The 14531-nt window shown below is 50.2% G+C and carries 11 protein-coding genes; 4 read left to right on the top strand and 7 right to left on the bottom strand.

The genetic code is table 11. The features are described 5' to 3' along the window. Positions 1–4: 4 nt before the first annotated feature. Positions 5–1369, bottom strand: coding sequence for a dihydroorotase (locus MCJ35_RS25770; protein ID WP_025484570.1), 1365 nt, complete (start codon positions 1367–1369; stop codon positions 5–7). Next, entirely contained in the window at positions 1366–2919 is a 1554-nt protein-coding gene (locus MCJ35_RS25765) for a nitrilase-related carbon-nitrogen hydrolase (protein WP_240299700.1), read from the bottom strand. Before MCJ35_RS25765 ends, MCJ35_RS25770 begins: the two co-directional genes overlap by 4 nt. Before the next feature lie 282 nt (positions 2920–3201). On the opposite strand from MCJ35_RS25765, the gene MCJ35_RS25760 reads away from it, so the two are divergent. Both MCJ35_RS25760 and MCJ35_RS25755 read left to right on the top strand, forming a co-directional pair. Further along, positions 3202–4551, top strand: a complete 1350-nt coding sequence (locus MCJ35_RS25760) for a sodium-dependent transporter (RefSeq protein WP_488473307.1) — start codon at positions 3202–3204, stop codon at positions 4549–4551. A gap of 204 nt (positions 4552–4755) precedes the next feature. Beyond that, complete coding sequence (locus MCJ35_RS25755) at positions 4756–6147, top strand: MATE family efflux transporter (protein WP_008723228.1); 1392 nt, start codon at positions 4756–4758, stop codon at positions 6145–6147. A gap of 160 nt (positions 6148–6307) precedes the next feature. Here the strand turns inward: MCJ35_RS25755 and gdhA are convergent, their stop codons facing one another. The 4 genes from gdhA to MCJ35_RS32365 form a co-directional block, all read right to left on the bottom strand. After that, the gene (gene gdhA, locus MCJ35_RS25750; protein WP_025484575.1) at positions 6308–7642 is read right to left on the bottom strand and encodes an NADP-specific glutamate dehydrogenase; all 1335 of its coding nucleotides are present in this window, start codon (positions 7640–7642) and stop codon (positions 6308–6310) included. 98 nt (positions 7643–7740) lie between these two features. Next, entirely contained in the window at positions 7741–8859 is a 1119-nt protein-coding gene (locus tag MCJ35_RS25745; RefSeq protein WP_034577137.1) for a slipin family protein, read from the bottom strand. A 531-nt stretch (positions 8860–9390) separates the two neighbouring features. Then, positions 9391–10626 carry an RtcB family protein gene (locus tag MCJ35_RS25740; RefSeq protein WP_025484580.1) on the bottom strand — a complete coding sequence of 412 codons (1236 nt, stop codon included), beginning with the start codon at positions 10624–10626 and terminating at the stop codon, positions 9391–9393. Further along, entirely contained in the window at positions 10610–10882 is a 273-nt protein-coding gene (locus tag MCJ35_RS32365; protein ID WP_353656132.1) for a DUF6783 domain-containing protein, read from the bottom strand. The genes MCJ35_RS25740 and MCJ35_RS32365 overlap by 17 nt, the downstream gene beginning before the upstream one ends. On the opposite strand from MCJ35_RS32365, the gene MCJ35_RS25735 reads away from it, so the two are divergent. Together MCJ35_RS25735 and MCJ35_RS25730 are read left to right on the top strand one after the other, a co-directional pair. Next, on the top strand, positions 10775–12247 hold the full coding sequence (locus MCJ35_RS25735) for a DUF6783 domain-containing protein (protein WP_353656089.1): 1473 nt from the start codon (positions 10775–10777) through the stop codon (positions 12245–12247). The genes MCJ35_RS32365 and MCJ35_RS25735 overlap by 108 nt on opposite strands. Positions 12248–12388: 141 nt before the next feature. Then, a complete protein-coding gene (locus MCJ35_RS25730; protein WP_025484583.1) occupies positions 12389–13414 on the top strand; it encodes a WYL domain-containing protein in 1026 nt (341 codons plus the stop codon). A gap of 171 nt (positions 13415–13585) precedes the next feature. Here the strand turns inward: MCJ35_RS25730 and MCJ35_RS25725 are convergent, their stop codons facing one another. Continuing rightward, entirely contained in the window at positions 13586–14458 is an 873-nt protein-coding gene (locus MCJ35_RS25725; protein WP_025484584.1) for a LysR family transcriptional regulator, read from the bottom strand. Between the last annotated feature and the right edge of the window lie 73 nt (positions 14459–14531).

The raw sequence follows: 14531 nt of genomic DNA, 5'->3' as shown, positions 1-14531 counted from the left end.
GTGACTACTTCATACAGGATTGAATGCGCCTTACAAACCTTCCATAACCCTTCTGTCCTACAAAGGTCCCGTTATCCCCAACCAGTCTGCCGCGCACAAATACCAGCTCCGGGAACCCCTTAAGTACCTTCCCGTCAAATGGTGACCATCCGCACTTTGAGACAATCTTATCATTGCTGACCATTTCCGCCCTGTCCATGTCGAGGACCACCATATCGGCATCAGCCCCCACTGCAATCTGTCCTTTCTGCGGAAAGAGTCCATAGACTTTTGCAGGGTTCTCACACATGCATTCCACGACCCGGTTAATGCTCGTCCTGCCCTCACTGACTCCGTTAAGCATCAGGCGCAGGGATGTCTCAATCCCGGGAATCCCATTGGGCGCATCCCATATATCCGTTTCTCCCGGCACCTTCTGTTCCTTGGGATAAGGACAGTGGTCAGAACCGATGGTGGTCACAAAGCCCTGGTCAAACTTCTTCCATAGAAGCGCCTGATTCTCTGCCGTATTCATAGGCGGGGTAAACTTTGCCCACGGCCCCTTTTTCTCCAGATCCTCAACCGTAAGGTTGAAATAATGGGGGCAGCTTTCCGCATAAATCTCATATCCCTGCTCACGGGCCTCCCGAAGCTGGGTCAGAAGGTCCGGCTGGCTTACATGGGCGATGATGACCCTGCAGCGGGTCTCCTTTGCAATGGAAATAACGGTCTGGACCGCTACATATTCCGCCAGTTTGGAACGCCATTCCCATTGGGAATGATAGTCTGTCCGGCCTGCCGCCTTTAAGACCTCCTCATTATACTGGCAAATGCCGTCATCCTCACAGTGGATCAATACCGTGCCGCCCATGCGTGCAACCTCGGTAAAGCTGCGCATGAGGAACGCCGTGTGCATGGCCTTTACCCCATGGAGATTGCAGGTAAATGTCTTAAATCCTGTGATTCCCGCATCCCACATGGCCTGCAGCTCTTCCACATTGTCCGGGGAAATGCCGCCCTTCAGGCCAAAATCCACACATGCCCTTTCGTTCAGATAATCAATCTTCTCAAGCAGGGGACCCACGGAATACACGGCTGGAAGCGTCCGGTGATGGTCCACGATGGTCGTGATGCCCCCTACCGCGGCAGCCATGGTGCCTGTCTCAAATTCTTCACGGTCCGTATAGCCGGGATCCATCATGTGCGTATGTCCGTCCACACAGCCAGGCATCACATGGTGCCCTTTTACATCAATTACCTTTTCCGCCTCACAGCCGCTGCCAGGCGCCAGCAGGGCCGCTATTTTCCCATCTGAAACCAGGATGTCTGCCGGAGTGCAGCTTTTTGATGAAACCACCAGTGCATTTGCAATTAATAATTCTCTGTTCATATTGTTAACTCCTTATAATAGTTTGGATTTCTTCCATAAACAATATTGGTGCCGGGTACCACTTCCTTGGATTTACTGAGGGACGTATGGAGCATGCCGGAAGCAGTCTGTTCCACGGTGCAGAAGGTGGTAAACAGCTTACCTCCGTCCGGGTTCACACCAAGGCTTACGTCCATGCTTCCAGCCGGGGTGGTCCGCAGGACAAAGACCTTATTCTCAGCTGCCCTTGTCTGCATCATCTTCATGGTATCCGCAGTGTTCTTCCTGTCAAACCAAATCAGTATATCTGCTCCTTTTAACATGGCAACGCGGGCAATCTCCGGGATTTCCATTTCCTCCCCGAATACGGCGGCCACACAGCAGCCCGGGAATAATTCCAGCACACGGATTTCATCCACATCCTCACTTCCATTTATATGGGAAGCAGGAAGCTCCCCCTTGATGCCATCCGCGCCAAACACCACTGCCTTCCGTCCCCCTTCATCCGTGCCATACGCTGTTACGGCGCAGATATCATCCGGCATGTGGCTGCAAAGATACTTCAGCAACCCGGCGTTAAACCTCATGCCTTCCTTCAGTTCCGGCAATACCGCCAGTCTGGAATCCAGGATGGCGGCGCGCCTGATCCCATCCACGGCCCTCTCCGCGTAATCGGCTTCATCCGTACAGTCAAACCGGATGACGGCCGTAAAACACTCCAGGTCCGAAAGCCTGTAAGGACGCTCAATCACAGCCGTGACCGGCAGTGTGCGGACCGGTTCCGCCAATATAGGGTAAAGCTCCGGCCTGCGTCCTCTAAGGGGCGGCACTTCCTCCAGCTCCAGTTCATACGTCAGCATTTCTTCCTTATCCGGTGAACACTCAGCCGCGATATCACCGTCTGGGGTGACAATCATGCTGCGGCCCAGGCAGGTGACGGTGCTGCTTTCGATTCCTGCTTTATCACAGACCGCTATGTATACCCCGTTTTCCTTTGCCCTGGCCTGCAGCATGAACTGGTACTGCTGGTTCGTGAGCTGGTCCGGGGTACTGGCAGATGCAACCAGGTTCACCGCGTCAAGGATCAGCCCGGCGCCTTTTAACCTCAGTATCCGGGCAATCTCCGGGATGCGTCCGTCCGCGCAGACCATGACTCCGATTTTCCCAAACTCCGTCTCAAATACACAGCCTGGTTCCCCTTGGGAAAACCACTTTCCATCAAAATGCCAGAGGTTGGATTTATAAGCTTTTGCAATCATTTCCCCGCTTCTGTTAAATACGGCAACCCCGTTATAAAGAGAACCGCCTTCAGACATGGCCGTCCCAACCGCAAGGTACACCCGGTTCTTTGCTGCAAGTTCCGACATCCTTGTTAAAAACCCGGGTATATTCCTCAGGGACTCCGGCTCTTCCTCCATGCCTATCATGTAAGCCGGATATGCACATTCCGGCAAGAGGATCAAATCCGTGCCGCTCTGGCATGCCTCCCTGATTTTCTGCTGAATCCTGTCAGATGTGTTATGAAAACGGTTGATATCATCTGCCAGAAGTTGTATGATTGTTAGTTTCATATCCCCCTCCTTTTTTACAATTAATAACTTTTTTCTATGGTTTAGTTATTATTTAATTAAAATTATAGCTATATAGAATAGTATTGTCAATATAGATAAATGAATATAACAATTCAATTATTTTATCGTTATAATTACCAAAATTCATAGTCTGAAGCCCATGTCTTTTTTCTCTTCCATGCATCCAACGTACATTTACATGAAAATGGGTTATTATAACATGGACAAGGCATCTATTTTGTTCTACAATAAATATCCGACTATATTTAAGGGAGGTAACAGGTGAACAGCATACAAAGAAACTCAGACCCTGGACGGGATTCCTGGAAATCCAGATGGGGCTTCATCCTGGCCTGTATCGGCTCAGCCGTGGGCATGGGCAATATATGGATGTTTCCCACCAGGGTTTCCAGATATGGAGGCGGGACGTTCCTTCTCCCCTATTTCTTTTTTGTCATCATCATCGGACTATCAGGGGTAATCGGGGAAATGGCCTTTGGAAGGGCGGCCCGTTCCGGGCCTATAGGCGCGTTTGGGGATGCAACGGCCAGACGCTGGAATAACAGGCGGTTAGGGGAAGCCATTGGTTACATCCCTGTGATCGGCTCCCTGGCGCTGGCCATCGGCTATTCTGTGATTGTGGGCTGGATACTCAGATACTGCGCCGGCGCATTTACCGGGGCCACCCTGGCGCCCGGCAGCGTAGATGGCTTCAGTCTTGCATTCGGGACAATGGCCTCTGCCTTCAGCAATAATATGTGGCAGACAGCAGGGCTTGCCATAACGTTCATCATCATGGTCCTGGGCATCTCTAATGGAATTGAACGGATTAATAAAATCATCATGCCGCTGTTCTTCTTCATGTTTTTCGGGCTGGCCGTGTACATGGCCTTCCAGCCCCATGCAGCGGAGGGGTACCGGTATATCTTCCGGATTGACATGAACGGGCTTTTGGACCCCATGACCTGGGTGTTTGCCCTTGGACAGGCTTTCTTTTCCCTTTCCCTTGCAGGCAACGGCACGCTGATATACGGCTCTTATCTGGAAGATACCGAGGATGTTATGGGCGCTGCCTGGAAAGTGGCATTATTTGATACCCTGGCGGCGCTCCTGGCGGCCTTTGTCATCATCCCGGCCATGGCAACCGCAGGCTCCCAGCTGGACCAGGGCGGTCCCGGTCTGATATTCATCTTCCTGCCCAACCTGTTCCAGTCCATGCCAGGAAGCAATATCCTGATTACCGTATTTTTCGTGGCTGTGCTTTTTGCAGGGATTTCATCCCTGATTAACCTGTTTGAAGCGCCTATCGCAACCATGGAACAGCAGTTTGGCATGAGCCGGAGGACCGCCGTAACAGTCATGACAGCAACTGCGTTCGTCATAGGGATCTGCATCCAGGGCATGGTGGCTGGATGGATGGATTTTGTGTCCATCTATATCTGTCCCCTTGGCGCGGGTCTGGCCGGCATCATGTTTTTCTGGGTATGCGGATGGGATCATGTCCGGGATGAGGTGAAAAAAGGGCGGAAAAAGGAGCCGGGGAAATGGTTTTCCTTCATGGCCAGATATGTGTTCTGCGGATTAACCGTACTTGTATTCATTCTTGGTATTGTATTTGGCGGGATTGGATGAGGTTTTTAGAGCCTCCTCCAATCCGTATCTTTTCCTTCCATAACATCTTGACTCTATCTCAAAAAAAGTAGTATACTTCTTATTATACATGTGACTCCCTGTCACCTGCTTTCTGACAGGGGGTCTTTTATTCCTATGGGGATACCGGCATGATGCCGATTCATTTTCCTGCCAATATCCCCGACGAAAGATGAGGTAACAAGAATGACATCTGCACCAACAGAAAAAACAAACAATAATCCCCTGGGTTCCGTGCCCATCAACACCCTTCTGGCCCGCTTCGCCATTCCCAGCATCATCGCCATGCTGGTCAGCGCGCTGTACAACATCGTGGACCAGTTCTTTATCGGAAGAAGCGTGGGCATGCTGGGCAATGCGGCCACCAATGTGGCATTTCCCCTGACCATCACCTGCACCGCGGTTTCCCTTATGTGCGGAATCGGCGGTTCCGCCAACTTCAACCTCGCCATGGGACGCGGTGAAAAGGAGGAGGCCCGGCGGTACGCGGGCAATTCCATCTTCATGCTGTTTGCCATCGGCCTGATCCTCTGCCTGGTGGTACGGCTCTTCTTAAAACCCATGATGGTCCTCTTCGGCGCCACCCCGGAGGTGCTTGACTACTCCCTTACCTATACGGGTATCACAAGCCTTGGATTCCCCTTCCTGATCCTTGCCACCGGAGGCTCCAACCTGGTGCGCGCGGACGGAAGCCCCAGGTACTCCATGATATGCACCCTTGCAGGCGCTGTCATCAATACGGTTCTGGACCCCCTGTTCATATTCGGTTTCCATATGGGAATGGCCGGGGCCGCGCTGGCAACCATCATCGGGCAGATTGTATCCGGCCTTATGGTCATCGGGTATCTGACCCGTTTTAAGACCGTGCACCTGTCCCTTGGCTCCCTCAGGCCCCTGCCGTCCCATATAAAGGCCATTGCCGCACTGGGCATGGCTCCCTTCTTTAACCAGATGGCCATGATGGTGATACAGATCGTGATGAACAATACCCTTCGCTATTACGGGGCACAGTCCCATTATGGCAGCGAGATCCCCCTGGCCTGTGCAGGTATCATTACCAAGGTAAACATGATATTCTTTTCCCTGGTCATCGGCCTTTCCCAGGGACTTCAGCCCATTGTCAGCTATAACTACGGGGCCAGGAACTATGGGCGTGTGCGCGAGGCTTACCTGAAGGCGGTGTGCATTGCCACGGTCATATCAACTTTTTCATTTTTATGTTTCCAGCTGATACCGCGCCAGATCATCGGTATTTTCGGTTCAGGAAGCGAGGAATACTTCCACTTTGCGGAGCAGTACTTCCGTATTTTCCTGTTCTTCACATTTTTAAACGGGCTTCAGCCCATTACAGCCAATTTCTTTACCTCCATCGGTAAGGCAGCCAAGGGTATCTTCATCTCCCTTACCCGGCAGATCATCTTCCTTCTGCCCCTGATCATAATCCTGCCCCTGATTTTCGGTATTGAGGGCGTCATGTACTCTGCGCCGGTGGCTGACCTGATGGCCGCTGCCCTGGCTCTCCTATTCGTGGTCAGGGAACTGTCCCAGATGAAGCTGCTGCAGCAGAAGGAAGGATGACATTTACCTGTAATTAAATGTGCCGGTCATCACCAGGATAACCAGCAGCATAAAAAAGAAAGGACGTGTGCAGCCCCCACCAGGCCATTCCCGGCCATGGGACTGCACACGTCCTTTTTCTATATCATCTGTCCATCAAAAAGCTGATACTGCACTTTGTTTACACAATCCCCTGTCCAAGCATGGCCTCAACCACCTTCTCAAATCCGGCGATGTTGGCGCCTGCAACATAATTGCCTGCAACCCCGTATCTTTCAGCGGCATCCGCTGCCTTTGCAAAGATGTTGACCATGATGGTGTGAAGCTTTTCATCCACTTCCTCAAAGGACCAGGACATCCTGAGGGCGTTCTGGCTCTGCTCAAGGCCTGAGGTGGCTACGCCGCCTGCGTTGGCCGCCTTGCCTGGCATGAACAGGATTTTCTTCTCCACGAACAGTTCGGTTGCTTCCAGGGTGGAAGGCATGTTGGCGCCCTCTGCCACTGCAAAACATCCGTTAGCCAGAAGTGTCTTGGCATCCTCCAGGTTCAGCTCGTTCTGGGTTGCACATGGAAGGGCGATGTCACATGGAATGGTCCAGATACCCTTGCCCTCTGTATAGACAGCAGTCGGGACAGCATCCACATAATCCTTGATACGTCCTCTGCGCACTTCCTTAATCTCCTTAACAACATCCAGCTGAATGCCGTCCTTATCATAGATATAACCGTTGGAATCACTTAAAGCAACTACCTTGGCGCCTAACTGCTGTGCCTTCTCCGTTGCGTAGATTGCCACGTTGCCGGAACCGGATACAAGCACGGTCTTGCCTGCCAGTTCCTTGCCGTTGTGCTTTAACATCTCATCCAGGATATATACCAGGCCGTAACCCGTTGCCTGTGTCCTGGCCAGGGAACCGCCAAAGGTCAGGCCCTTTCCGGTCAGCACGCCTTCGTATAATCCGGTAATCCTCTTATACTGTCCGAACAGGTATCCCACTTCTCTTCCGCCTACGCCGATATCGCCTGCAGGGATGTCGGTATCCTTGCCGATATGGCGGTACAGCTCTGTCATGAAGCTCTGGCAGAATGCCATTACCTCACGTTCAGATTTACCCTTGGGGTCAAAATTGGAACCGCCCTTGCCGCCGCCCATGGGAAGGCCGGTCAGGGAGTTCTTAAGGGTCTGCTCAAATCCCAGGAACTTAAGGATGCTCTGGTTTACAGATGGATGGAAACGTAATCCGCCCTTGTAGGAACCGATGGCGCTGTTGAACTGTACCCTGTAGCCCTTGTTCACCTGTACCTTGCCGTTATCGTCCACCCACGGTACCCTGAAGGAAATGATTCTCTCCGGTTCAACGAAGCGCTCCAGGATACCGGCCTTGCGGTACTTTTCCTCGTTGGCGTCAATAACCAGCCTCAGGGAATCCAGAACTTCTTTGACTGCCTGATGGAACTCGGGCTCGCCCGGGTTCTGCGATACTACTCTCTCGTAAATCTCATCAACATATGACATTAATTCGCCCTCCTAGGTTTATGTATGAAGTGTTGGGGATGCCTTTATTTTCCAGACAAACACTTTAACAAAAAGTATAACAAGTTAACTTGTTAAAGTCAATGTTTTTCTGTTCCAGCCAGCTCTGCAAGCTGTTCCAGCACCCCTTTCCCTCCATTCAGGGAAATATTCCCAACCTTATCGCAGATGCGCTCCAGATATTCCATCTCCTTGAGTTTGAACAATGTCCTGTTCTCATCCATGAGTTTTGCCGTGTTCAAAAGGCTTCTGGTGGAAGCCACCTCCTCCCTTCTCATGATGACATTGGCCTGGGCCTTTTTCTCAGCAATCAGCACCGTGTTCATGATTTCCCGTATTTCCCCGGGAAGGATGATATCCTTGATACCTGCGCCTGTAATCTCCACACAGTACTCCTCCTGATACTCCTTCAGACGCTCCAGCACATAGGCGCCGATTTCCTCTTTCTGGGCCAGAAGCTCATCCAGACGGTATCTTCCCACATACTCCCGCAGCTTCAGCTGTACGCAGGTATAAATCTGGGACGCCGCTCCCTCCACCTGGCGCACCAGCTTTTCCGGGTTCACAATCCTGTAATTGCAGATGACATTCAGGCGCACCGCCACCTTATCCGCCGTAAGGATTTCCTGGCCGGATATATCCAGCTGCTGGATCTTCATATTGAATATCTTACAGGTCACCTCTTTCCCATAATTCCAGAAATAATAAGTTCCCGTCTCCAGACGTTTCTCATACCTGTTATCATAATAGAGCAGTCCGGTCTCACCATCCTTGATGGTGATTTTCTTATAGTATCTGGCAGGCATCAGGTCCATATAGAACCTGGGCAGGCTTTCCTCCATGCACGGCCTGGTGATGTCTATGTTCCGGAATTCATTTTCCTCAAATACATTCCAGAACAAGGATTCAGGCTTTGTCAGGACCTCCCTGTACGCCTTATTCACGAACCGCAGGGCAATGCACTCATCCGGCAGCACGTTCTTCACCACCCGGTCCGCAAACTCCCTATCGCCCATCAGTATTTCCTCGGGAATACCACAGGTCCTGACCTCTCCGGTCATGGGGACGATATCCACCTCATACCCCAGGGCTTTTACAAAGGAATATTTACCTGCGGTCAGAAGCTTTATGAACTTACCGTTTTTTGTAAGGTAACCGCATTCCTGGTCCTTAATTATATATTGTCTGATAATACCCATCTTACTTTATCCTCCCTTCAGACGCTGATTATCACGGATGACATGTGATTTAACATGACAGTTATTGAATTAGTAAAAGAAAAGGCCGTGCCTGGTCCCATATCCATGTGCAGCGGGTCCGTCCTTGAGCAGGCAGCCGGATAAGGGCAGGCAGGGATGGGACTTACCTCCCTGTCCTGGTCCTTAAGGGGCTGCCTCCGGTATCCGGACAGACACTGGCCGGACATGGACTGCCTTGCCCGGCGCTTACATGTGCATCCACATGCAGCCCCCGGGTGCGGCAAGGCCCAGGCATTCCTTTTCCCTTTGGGTGAGAAACACGTTTTTTGTGTTTTCCTAATGATTGCTATACCACTTAGCTATGCAGCGGAACAGTCCTGCCCCGGTGCAGCGGGATTTGAACCCGCGTCACATCATTTTATAATGAACAAAAGCAGATTGACGGCATACCCTGCGCCAGGGGCGCGGGCACCGGCGGACGCCAGGGCAGGTTCGCTGCCCAACGGAATGCCCTGCCTGATATCAGCCTGCCTACCCTTTAACAACTCCAATGGTCTTAAGCCGTTTGACCGGAACCACCAGATCCTGCTGGCAGTCCATGACCTCTTCTATATCCTTGTAGGCAAAGCGGCTCTCTTCCGCCACGTCCGCCTTACCTTTCTTCCCCAGGATGACGCCCTGTTTCTGCAGATCCAGTATGACCTCCTCACAGGAAAATGCCGCCATGGCGCCCTTTCTGGAATAGCGGCGTCCGGCTCCATGGGAGGAAGAGCAGAAGCTCTCAGGATTCCCTTTTCCCATGACCACATAGCTGTAGGAACCCATGGCGCCCGGAATCACAGCCATTTCCCCGTTCCCTGCCCGGACAGCCCCTTTCCTGTGCACCCATACGTCCTTATCGTAATGGTGTTCAAGGGCGGCATAGTTGTGATGGCAGTTGATATCCCCGGAAAACTCCAGATTGAAATCCGTATACTTGCCAATGTATTTCTCCAGCACCGCCTTTACGGCCAGCATCATCTTTTCCCGGTTCTCCCTTGCAAAATCCATGGACAGCTGCATCCAGTTCAGGTACTGCTTTCCCTCATGGCTGTCCGTGGGCAGGAAGGCCAGGCGGTATTCATCCGGCACATCGCTGTACCATCTCCGGTTCAGTTCCCTTGCCTTATTATGGAAATAATCGCATACGGACTTTCCTATATGGCGGCTTCCCGAATGGATCATCACACAGAGGTATCCCTCGTTGTCCTCCTGAAGCTCAATGAAGTGGTTTCCGCCTCCTAACGTCCCAATCTGGTAAAATCCTGCTTCCAGCTGTCCAAGTAACTCCTCGTCCTCCTCATAGCGTTCCAGCTCATTGTATGCATTTTCCATGGTATAACAGGGCATCTCCGTCTTATGGTGGGCAAATCCCACCGGAACATTTCTCATGATATCCCCTATCATGGCCTGGATTAAGGAACCGTTTCCGGTCATGATCTCCTTTATATCAGCCACCCTTATGTTGGTCTGCGTATAGGCCATGCCGCAGCCGATATCCACGCCCACCGCATTGGGTATCACCACGCCCTCGGTGGCAATGACGCCTCCTATGGGCATTCCCATGCCCGCGTGGGTGTCCGGCATCAGGCTGACCCACTTATGAAGGAACGGAAGCCTTGACAGATGATATGCCTGTTCCATGCAGCTCTTTTCCAGCGAATCGCGTTCCTTTAACCACACCCTTACCGGAAACCTCATATTTTCTTTCTCATACATCACAAACATATATCTCACTTCCTTCCAATTTATATTTGTAATCCTCATATATTTGCGTATGTATTCTGCTTACACCCATATGATATCCAATCCAGGCCCGGAAATCATTTAAAAAAAGTTGCGAACTTCCAGTTTTACCATTTATAATCATATTAGGGTGTGTTTGAAAATTGCTTTCCGTCAGCTGTGCGTCCCACTTTGTGGGAGATTTGGTCCCGATGAGGGAGGCGTAGCGGGCTACGTTGACCGAATTGGGACCAAATATACCGCGAAGTGGGGCGTGCAGATGGCGGTAATGAATTTTCAAACACGCCCTGGTAAAATGTTTCAGGCCCTCGGCGCAGGGGGCATTTCCCCGCGCATACCGGGCAGAAGGGGCGCTATGGCTGAATTTCAGGAATTAATCAAGAATTTTGACAGGATACGTGATTATATGCGCCAGTTCTATGTATATGGCTTTAAGGTCAGGAATGATTTCCAGGACAAAAGCCCCAGGACATATGACAATGAACGGCGCAGGATTGAAAGCTGGCTGGCAGATTACACCCGGTCGGACTACACCTCAAAAGGCAAGCATGTGTATATCAATGTGGACAGCAAGACCATTTCCCAGAATCCCCTTTACGCTGCGTGGAAGTCCAAAAGCTTTACGGACAATGACCTGATGCTGCATTCCTTCATCCTGGACCTGCTGCACGATGTCCCTGAGGGCATGACGGCAGCCGCGCTCTGTGATGAGATATCCAGATCCTACGGCGTGGTGTTTGACAGCCAGACCGTCCGTCTTAAATTAAAGGAATATGAAAACCTGGGAATCCTGCGCTCCGTGAAATCAGGCAGGAACCTGGTTTACACCCTGTTCCCCCAGCTTCCCATGGATGATACGGCATGGTCCCATCTCATGGACGCCATGGAATTCTTCCAGGAAGCCGCGCCCTTTGGCTTTATCGGGAGCACCATCCTGGACCGGGAAGACCGCCGCAACAGCCTGTTCCAGTTCAAGCACCACTTCATCGTCCACACCCTGGAAGACGGCGTCCTGGCCGATATCCTTGCCGCCATCCACAGCCAGCGCATGATTACATATGAAAATAAAAGCAGCCGCAGCAACGCAGTAAGCATCCACACCTGCGTCCCCCTTAAAATCCTTGTCAGCACCCAGACCGGCCGCAGGTACCTGTGCCTCTACCACCCTGAACTGCGCAGGTTCAGCAACGCCCGCCTGGATTCCATACAGAAGGTGGTCCCAGGGGAACCATATGAAGCTTACAGCAAGGTACTGAGGGACCTGGAGCAGAATCAGGAAAAATGCTGGGGCGTATCCTTTGGCAGCGGCCGCAGCCGCCTGCAGGAAGTCTGCATCAAACTCTCCATTGACGAGGAAAAGGAACCTTATATCCTGAACCGCCTCTACCGCGAGGGCCGGGGCGGCCAGGTCATGAAAATACGGGAGAATGAATACATGTACAGCGGTATGTTCTTTGATACCAATGAAATGCTGTCCTGGATCAAGACATTTACAGGAAGGATCCTGGACATACAGGGAACGGATGAGTTCTCCATCGCTAAGATAACCCATGACTGGGAAAAGATGTACCAGATGTACTGTGGGGAAGATGTCCGGGAGTGAGGATGTCCGGGAGTGAGGATGTCCAAAAGTAAAAATGTCCAGGAATGAGGATGTCCAGCAGTGAAAATGTCCAGGAATGAGGATGTCCAGCAGTAACGATATCCTAGCAGGCCCCACTCCATCAGAAGGAAGGTGAAAGACTTGGAACTATTTGATAAAATATACGGCTGTTATTACCATATCATCCGCCAAATGCTGAGCCAGGCCGCGGACCATCCCCTTACCAGGCAGGATATGGAGGACATATGCAGGACCCTGGGATTTCAGGAAAGCGCCCTTGCCATCCTCCCCAAGATAAAGGACGGCACATGGCCCTTATTCCAGGAAAATGACCTCCGCACCTACACGTCCCGGCTCCACACCCCGCCCTGCCCCCTGCCCCTGACCAGTCTCCAGAAAGCCTGGCTGCGTTCCCTTCTGTCAGACCCCAGGATCCATCTGTTTTTAAGCGACGCGGAATCAGCCGTCCTGGAACAGCTCCTCGCAGACACCCAGCCCCTATATAATGAAGGGGATTTCTATTACTTTGACAGGTATAAGGACGGGGACCCTTACGGTTCACCGGAATACAGGGAACATTTCCGCATAATCCTGACCGCACTGAGGGAACACCGGATCCTGTTAACTGCCTATGAGGGCAAAAAAGGGCGCACCCACACCTTCGAGGTACTCCCTTACCAGCTTCAGTATTCTTCCAAGGATGACAAGTTCCGCCTATGCTGTCTCCAGCACAGCCACGGCCGTTTCTGCCGCAACACCCTGTTGAATCTGAGCCGCATCAAACAGTGCCGCCTGTCCCCCGAACCGCCTGTCACTGTCCCTGACGGCGTACATGCGCTTGAATCATTCCGTTTTAAGCCCGTGCAGAAAGCCCCGGAACCAGTCCTTCTTAAAATCAGCGGCGAGCGCAACTCCCTGGAGCGGTGCATGCTCCACTTTGCCAACTATGAAAAGCACACAGAATACGATGAGGACTGCAAATGCTGGCTCTGCTCCATTTACTATGACCTGGCGGATGAAACAGAGCTTCTTATCGATATCCTCTCCTTCGGCCCGGTGGTACAGGTGATGGGACCGGAATCCTTTGTGAGACAGGTGCGGGAGAGGGTGGGGAGACAGCATGAGTTGTTTTATGGGGTGATTGGGATTGAAGGTTGCGGAGAGTGAGGTGCATCCGTCCGTGAGTGGAATGGGGATGGGTCGCGGGCTTGGGTGTGTCTGGATCTTTTACTGGTGTACTTGATTTTTTGGAATTGTTTTTTAGACTTATCTGCATGCGCTTTTAATAAAGAATCTTCCTTTTTGCACATAAACCAAGGACTTATAATAAAACCGAAATTATATGAAATGTACTGTATTTTTTAAAAATTCAATCAGCTCAATTTCTTGTTTAGTAAGTGTAGTATCAGAAAGAAAAATCGCACATATATTCATTTTGAACTCATTATCTATTATCGGAATATAATAAAATTCTGGATTTTTTGAATTAGGTGTAAGGGTTAAAAGAGAAAAATGTTTGTTATTTTTCAGTACTAAAAATAATTCATCTCTATTCTGTACTTTTAGAGAACGCTTAGAGTCATATATAGTTCTAAGTACGGATTTTTCAGGTACTGCTGTATAATAAGTTAAAGGATATTCAAGGGTTTCACTGATAGAAATACTTTTTTTGTCAGCAAGGGGATGAGTCTTACTAACAATAGCGTATATTTGTATGGCTTCAAAAAGCATAAGATACTGCAAATTATACTGCTTTATTTCCTCTGCAAATCCGTTTAAATCTGCTTGATATACTGGCATCATCCCTATACGGACTTTTTGATATATGACATCATTTATTGTTTCAAATGGCACTGTCCTGCGAAGCATATCAGAAAGTAAAAATCCCTGGTCTTGAAATTTAAGAAGTGCTTCAAGAATATATGATAAAAAAATAAATGAAATAGAAACCGCTTTATTAGTGGAGGACAATGCTTCTATTTTTTTATATTCTTCAATAATATTTTGAGCTATTTCAATAAACTTCTCCCCCTTTTCTGTTAATTTAACTCCTTTTGGTGTCCTAATGAAAACGATAAATCCTAATTCTTGCTCACATCGTTTTACGATATTGTTTAGTGAGGGTTGAGAAATGTACAGTCTTTGTGAAGCACTGTTAATTGAACCGCATTGAGAAATAGTAATAAGTTGTTTAAAATGATGTATTTCCATATTTTGATTCCCTTTCAGTTATAATGTATATGTTATAACAGATATAAAACTATACTACAAGACAAACATATGA

Source organism: Enterocloster sp. OA13 (assembly GCF_022440595.1).
GTDB lineage: Bacteria > Bacillota > Clostridia > Lachnospirales > Lachnospiraceae > Enterocloster > Enterocloster hominis.
The sequence above is the reverse complement of the archived record's forward strand: the minus strand, read 5'-3'. Positions and strand labels throughout refer to the sequence as shown.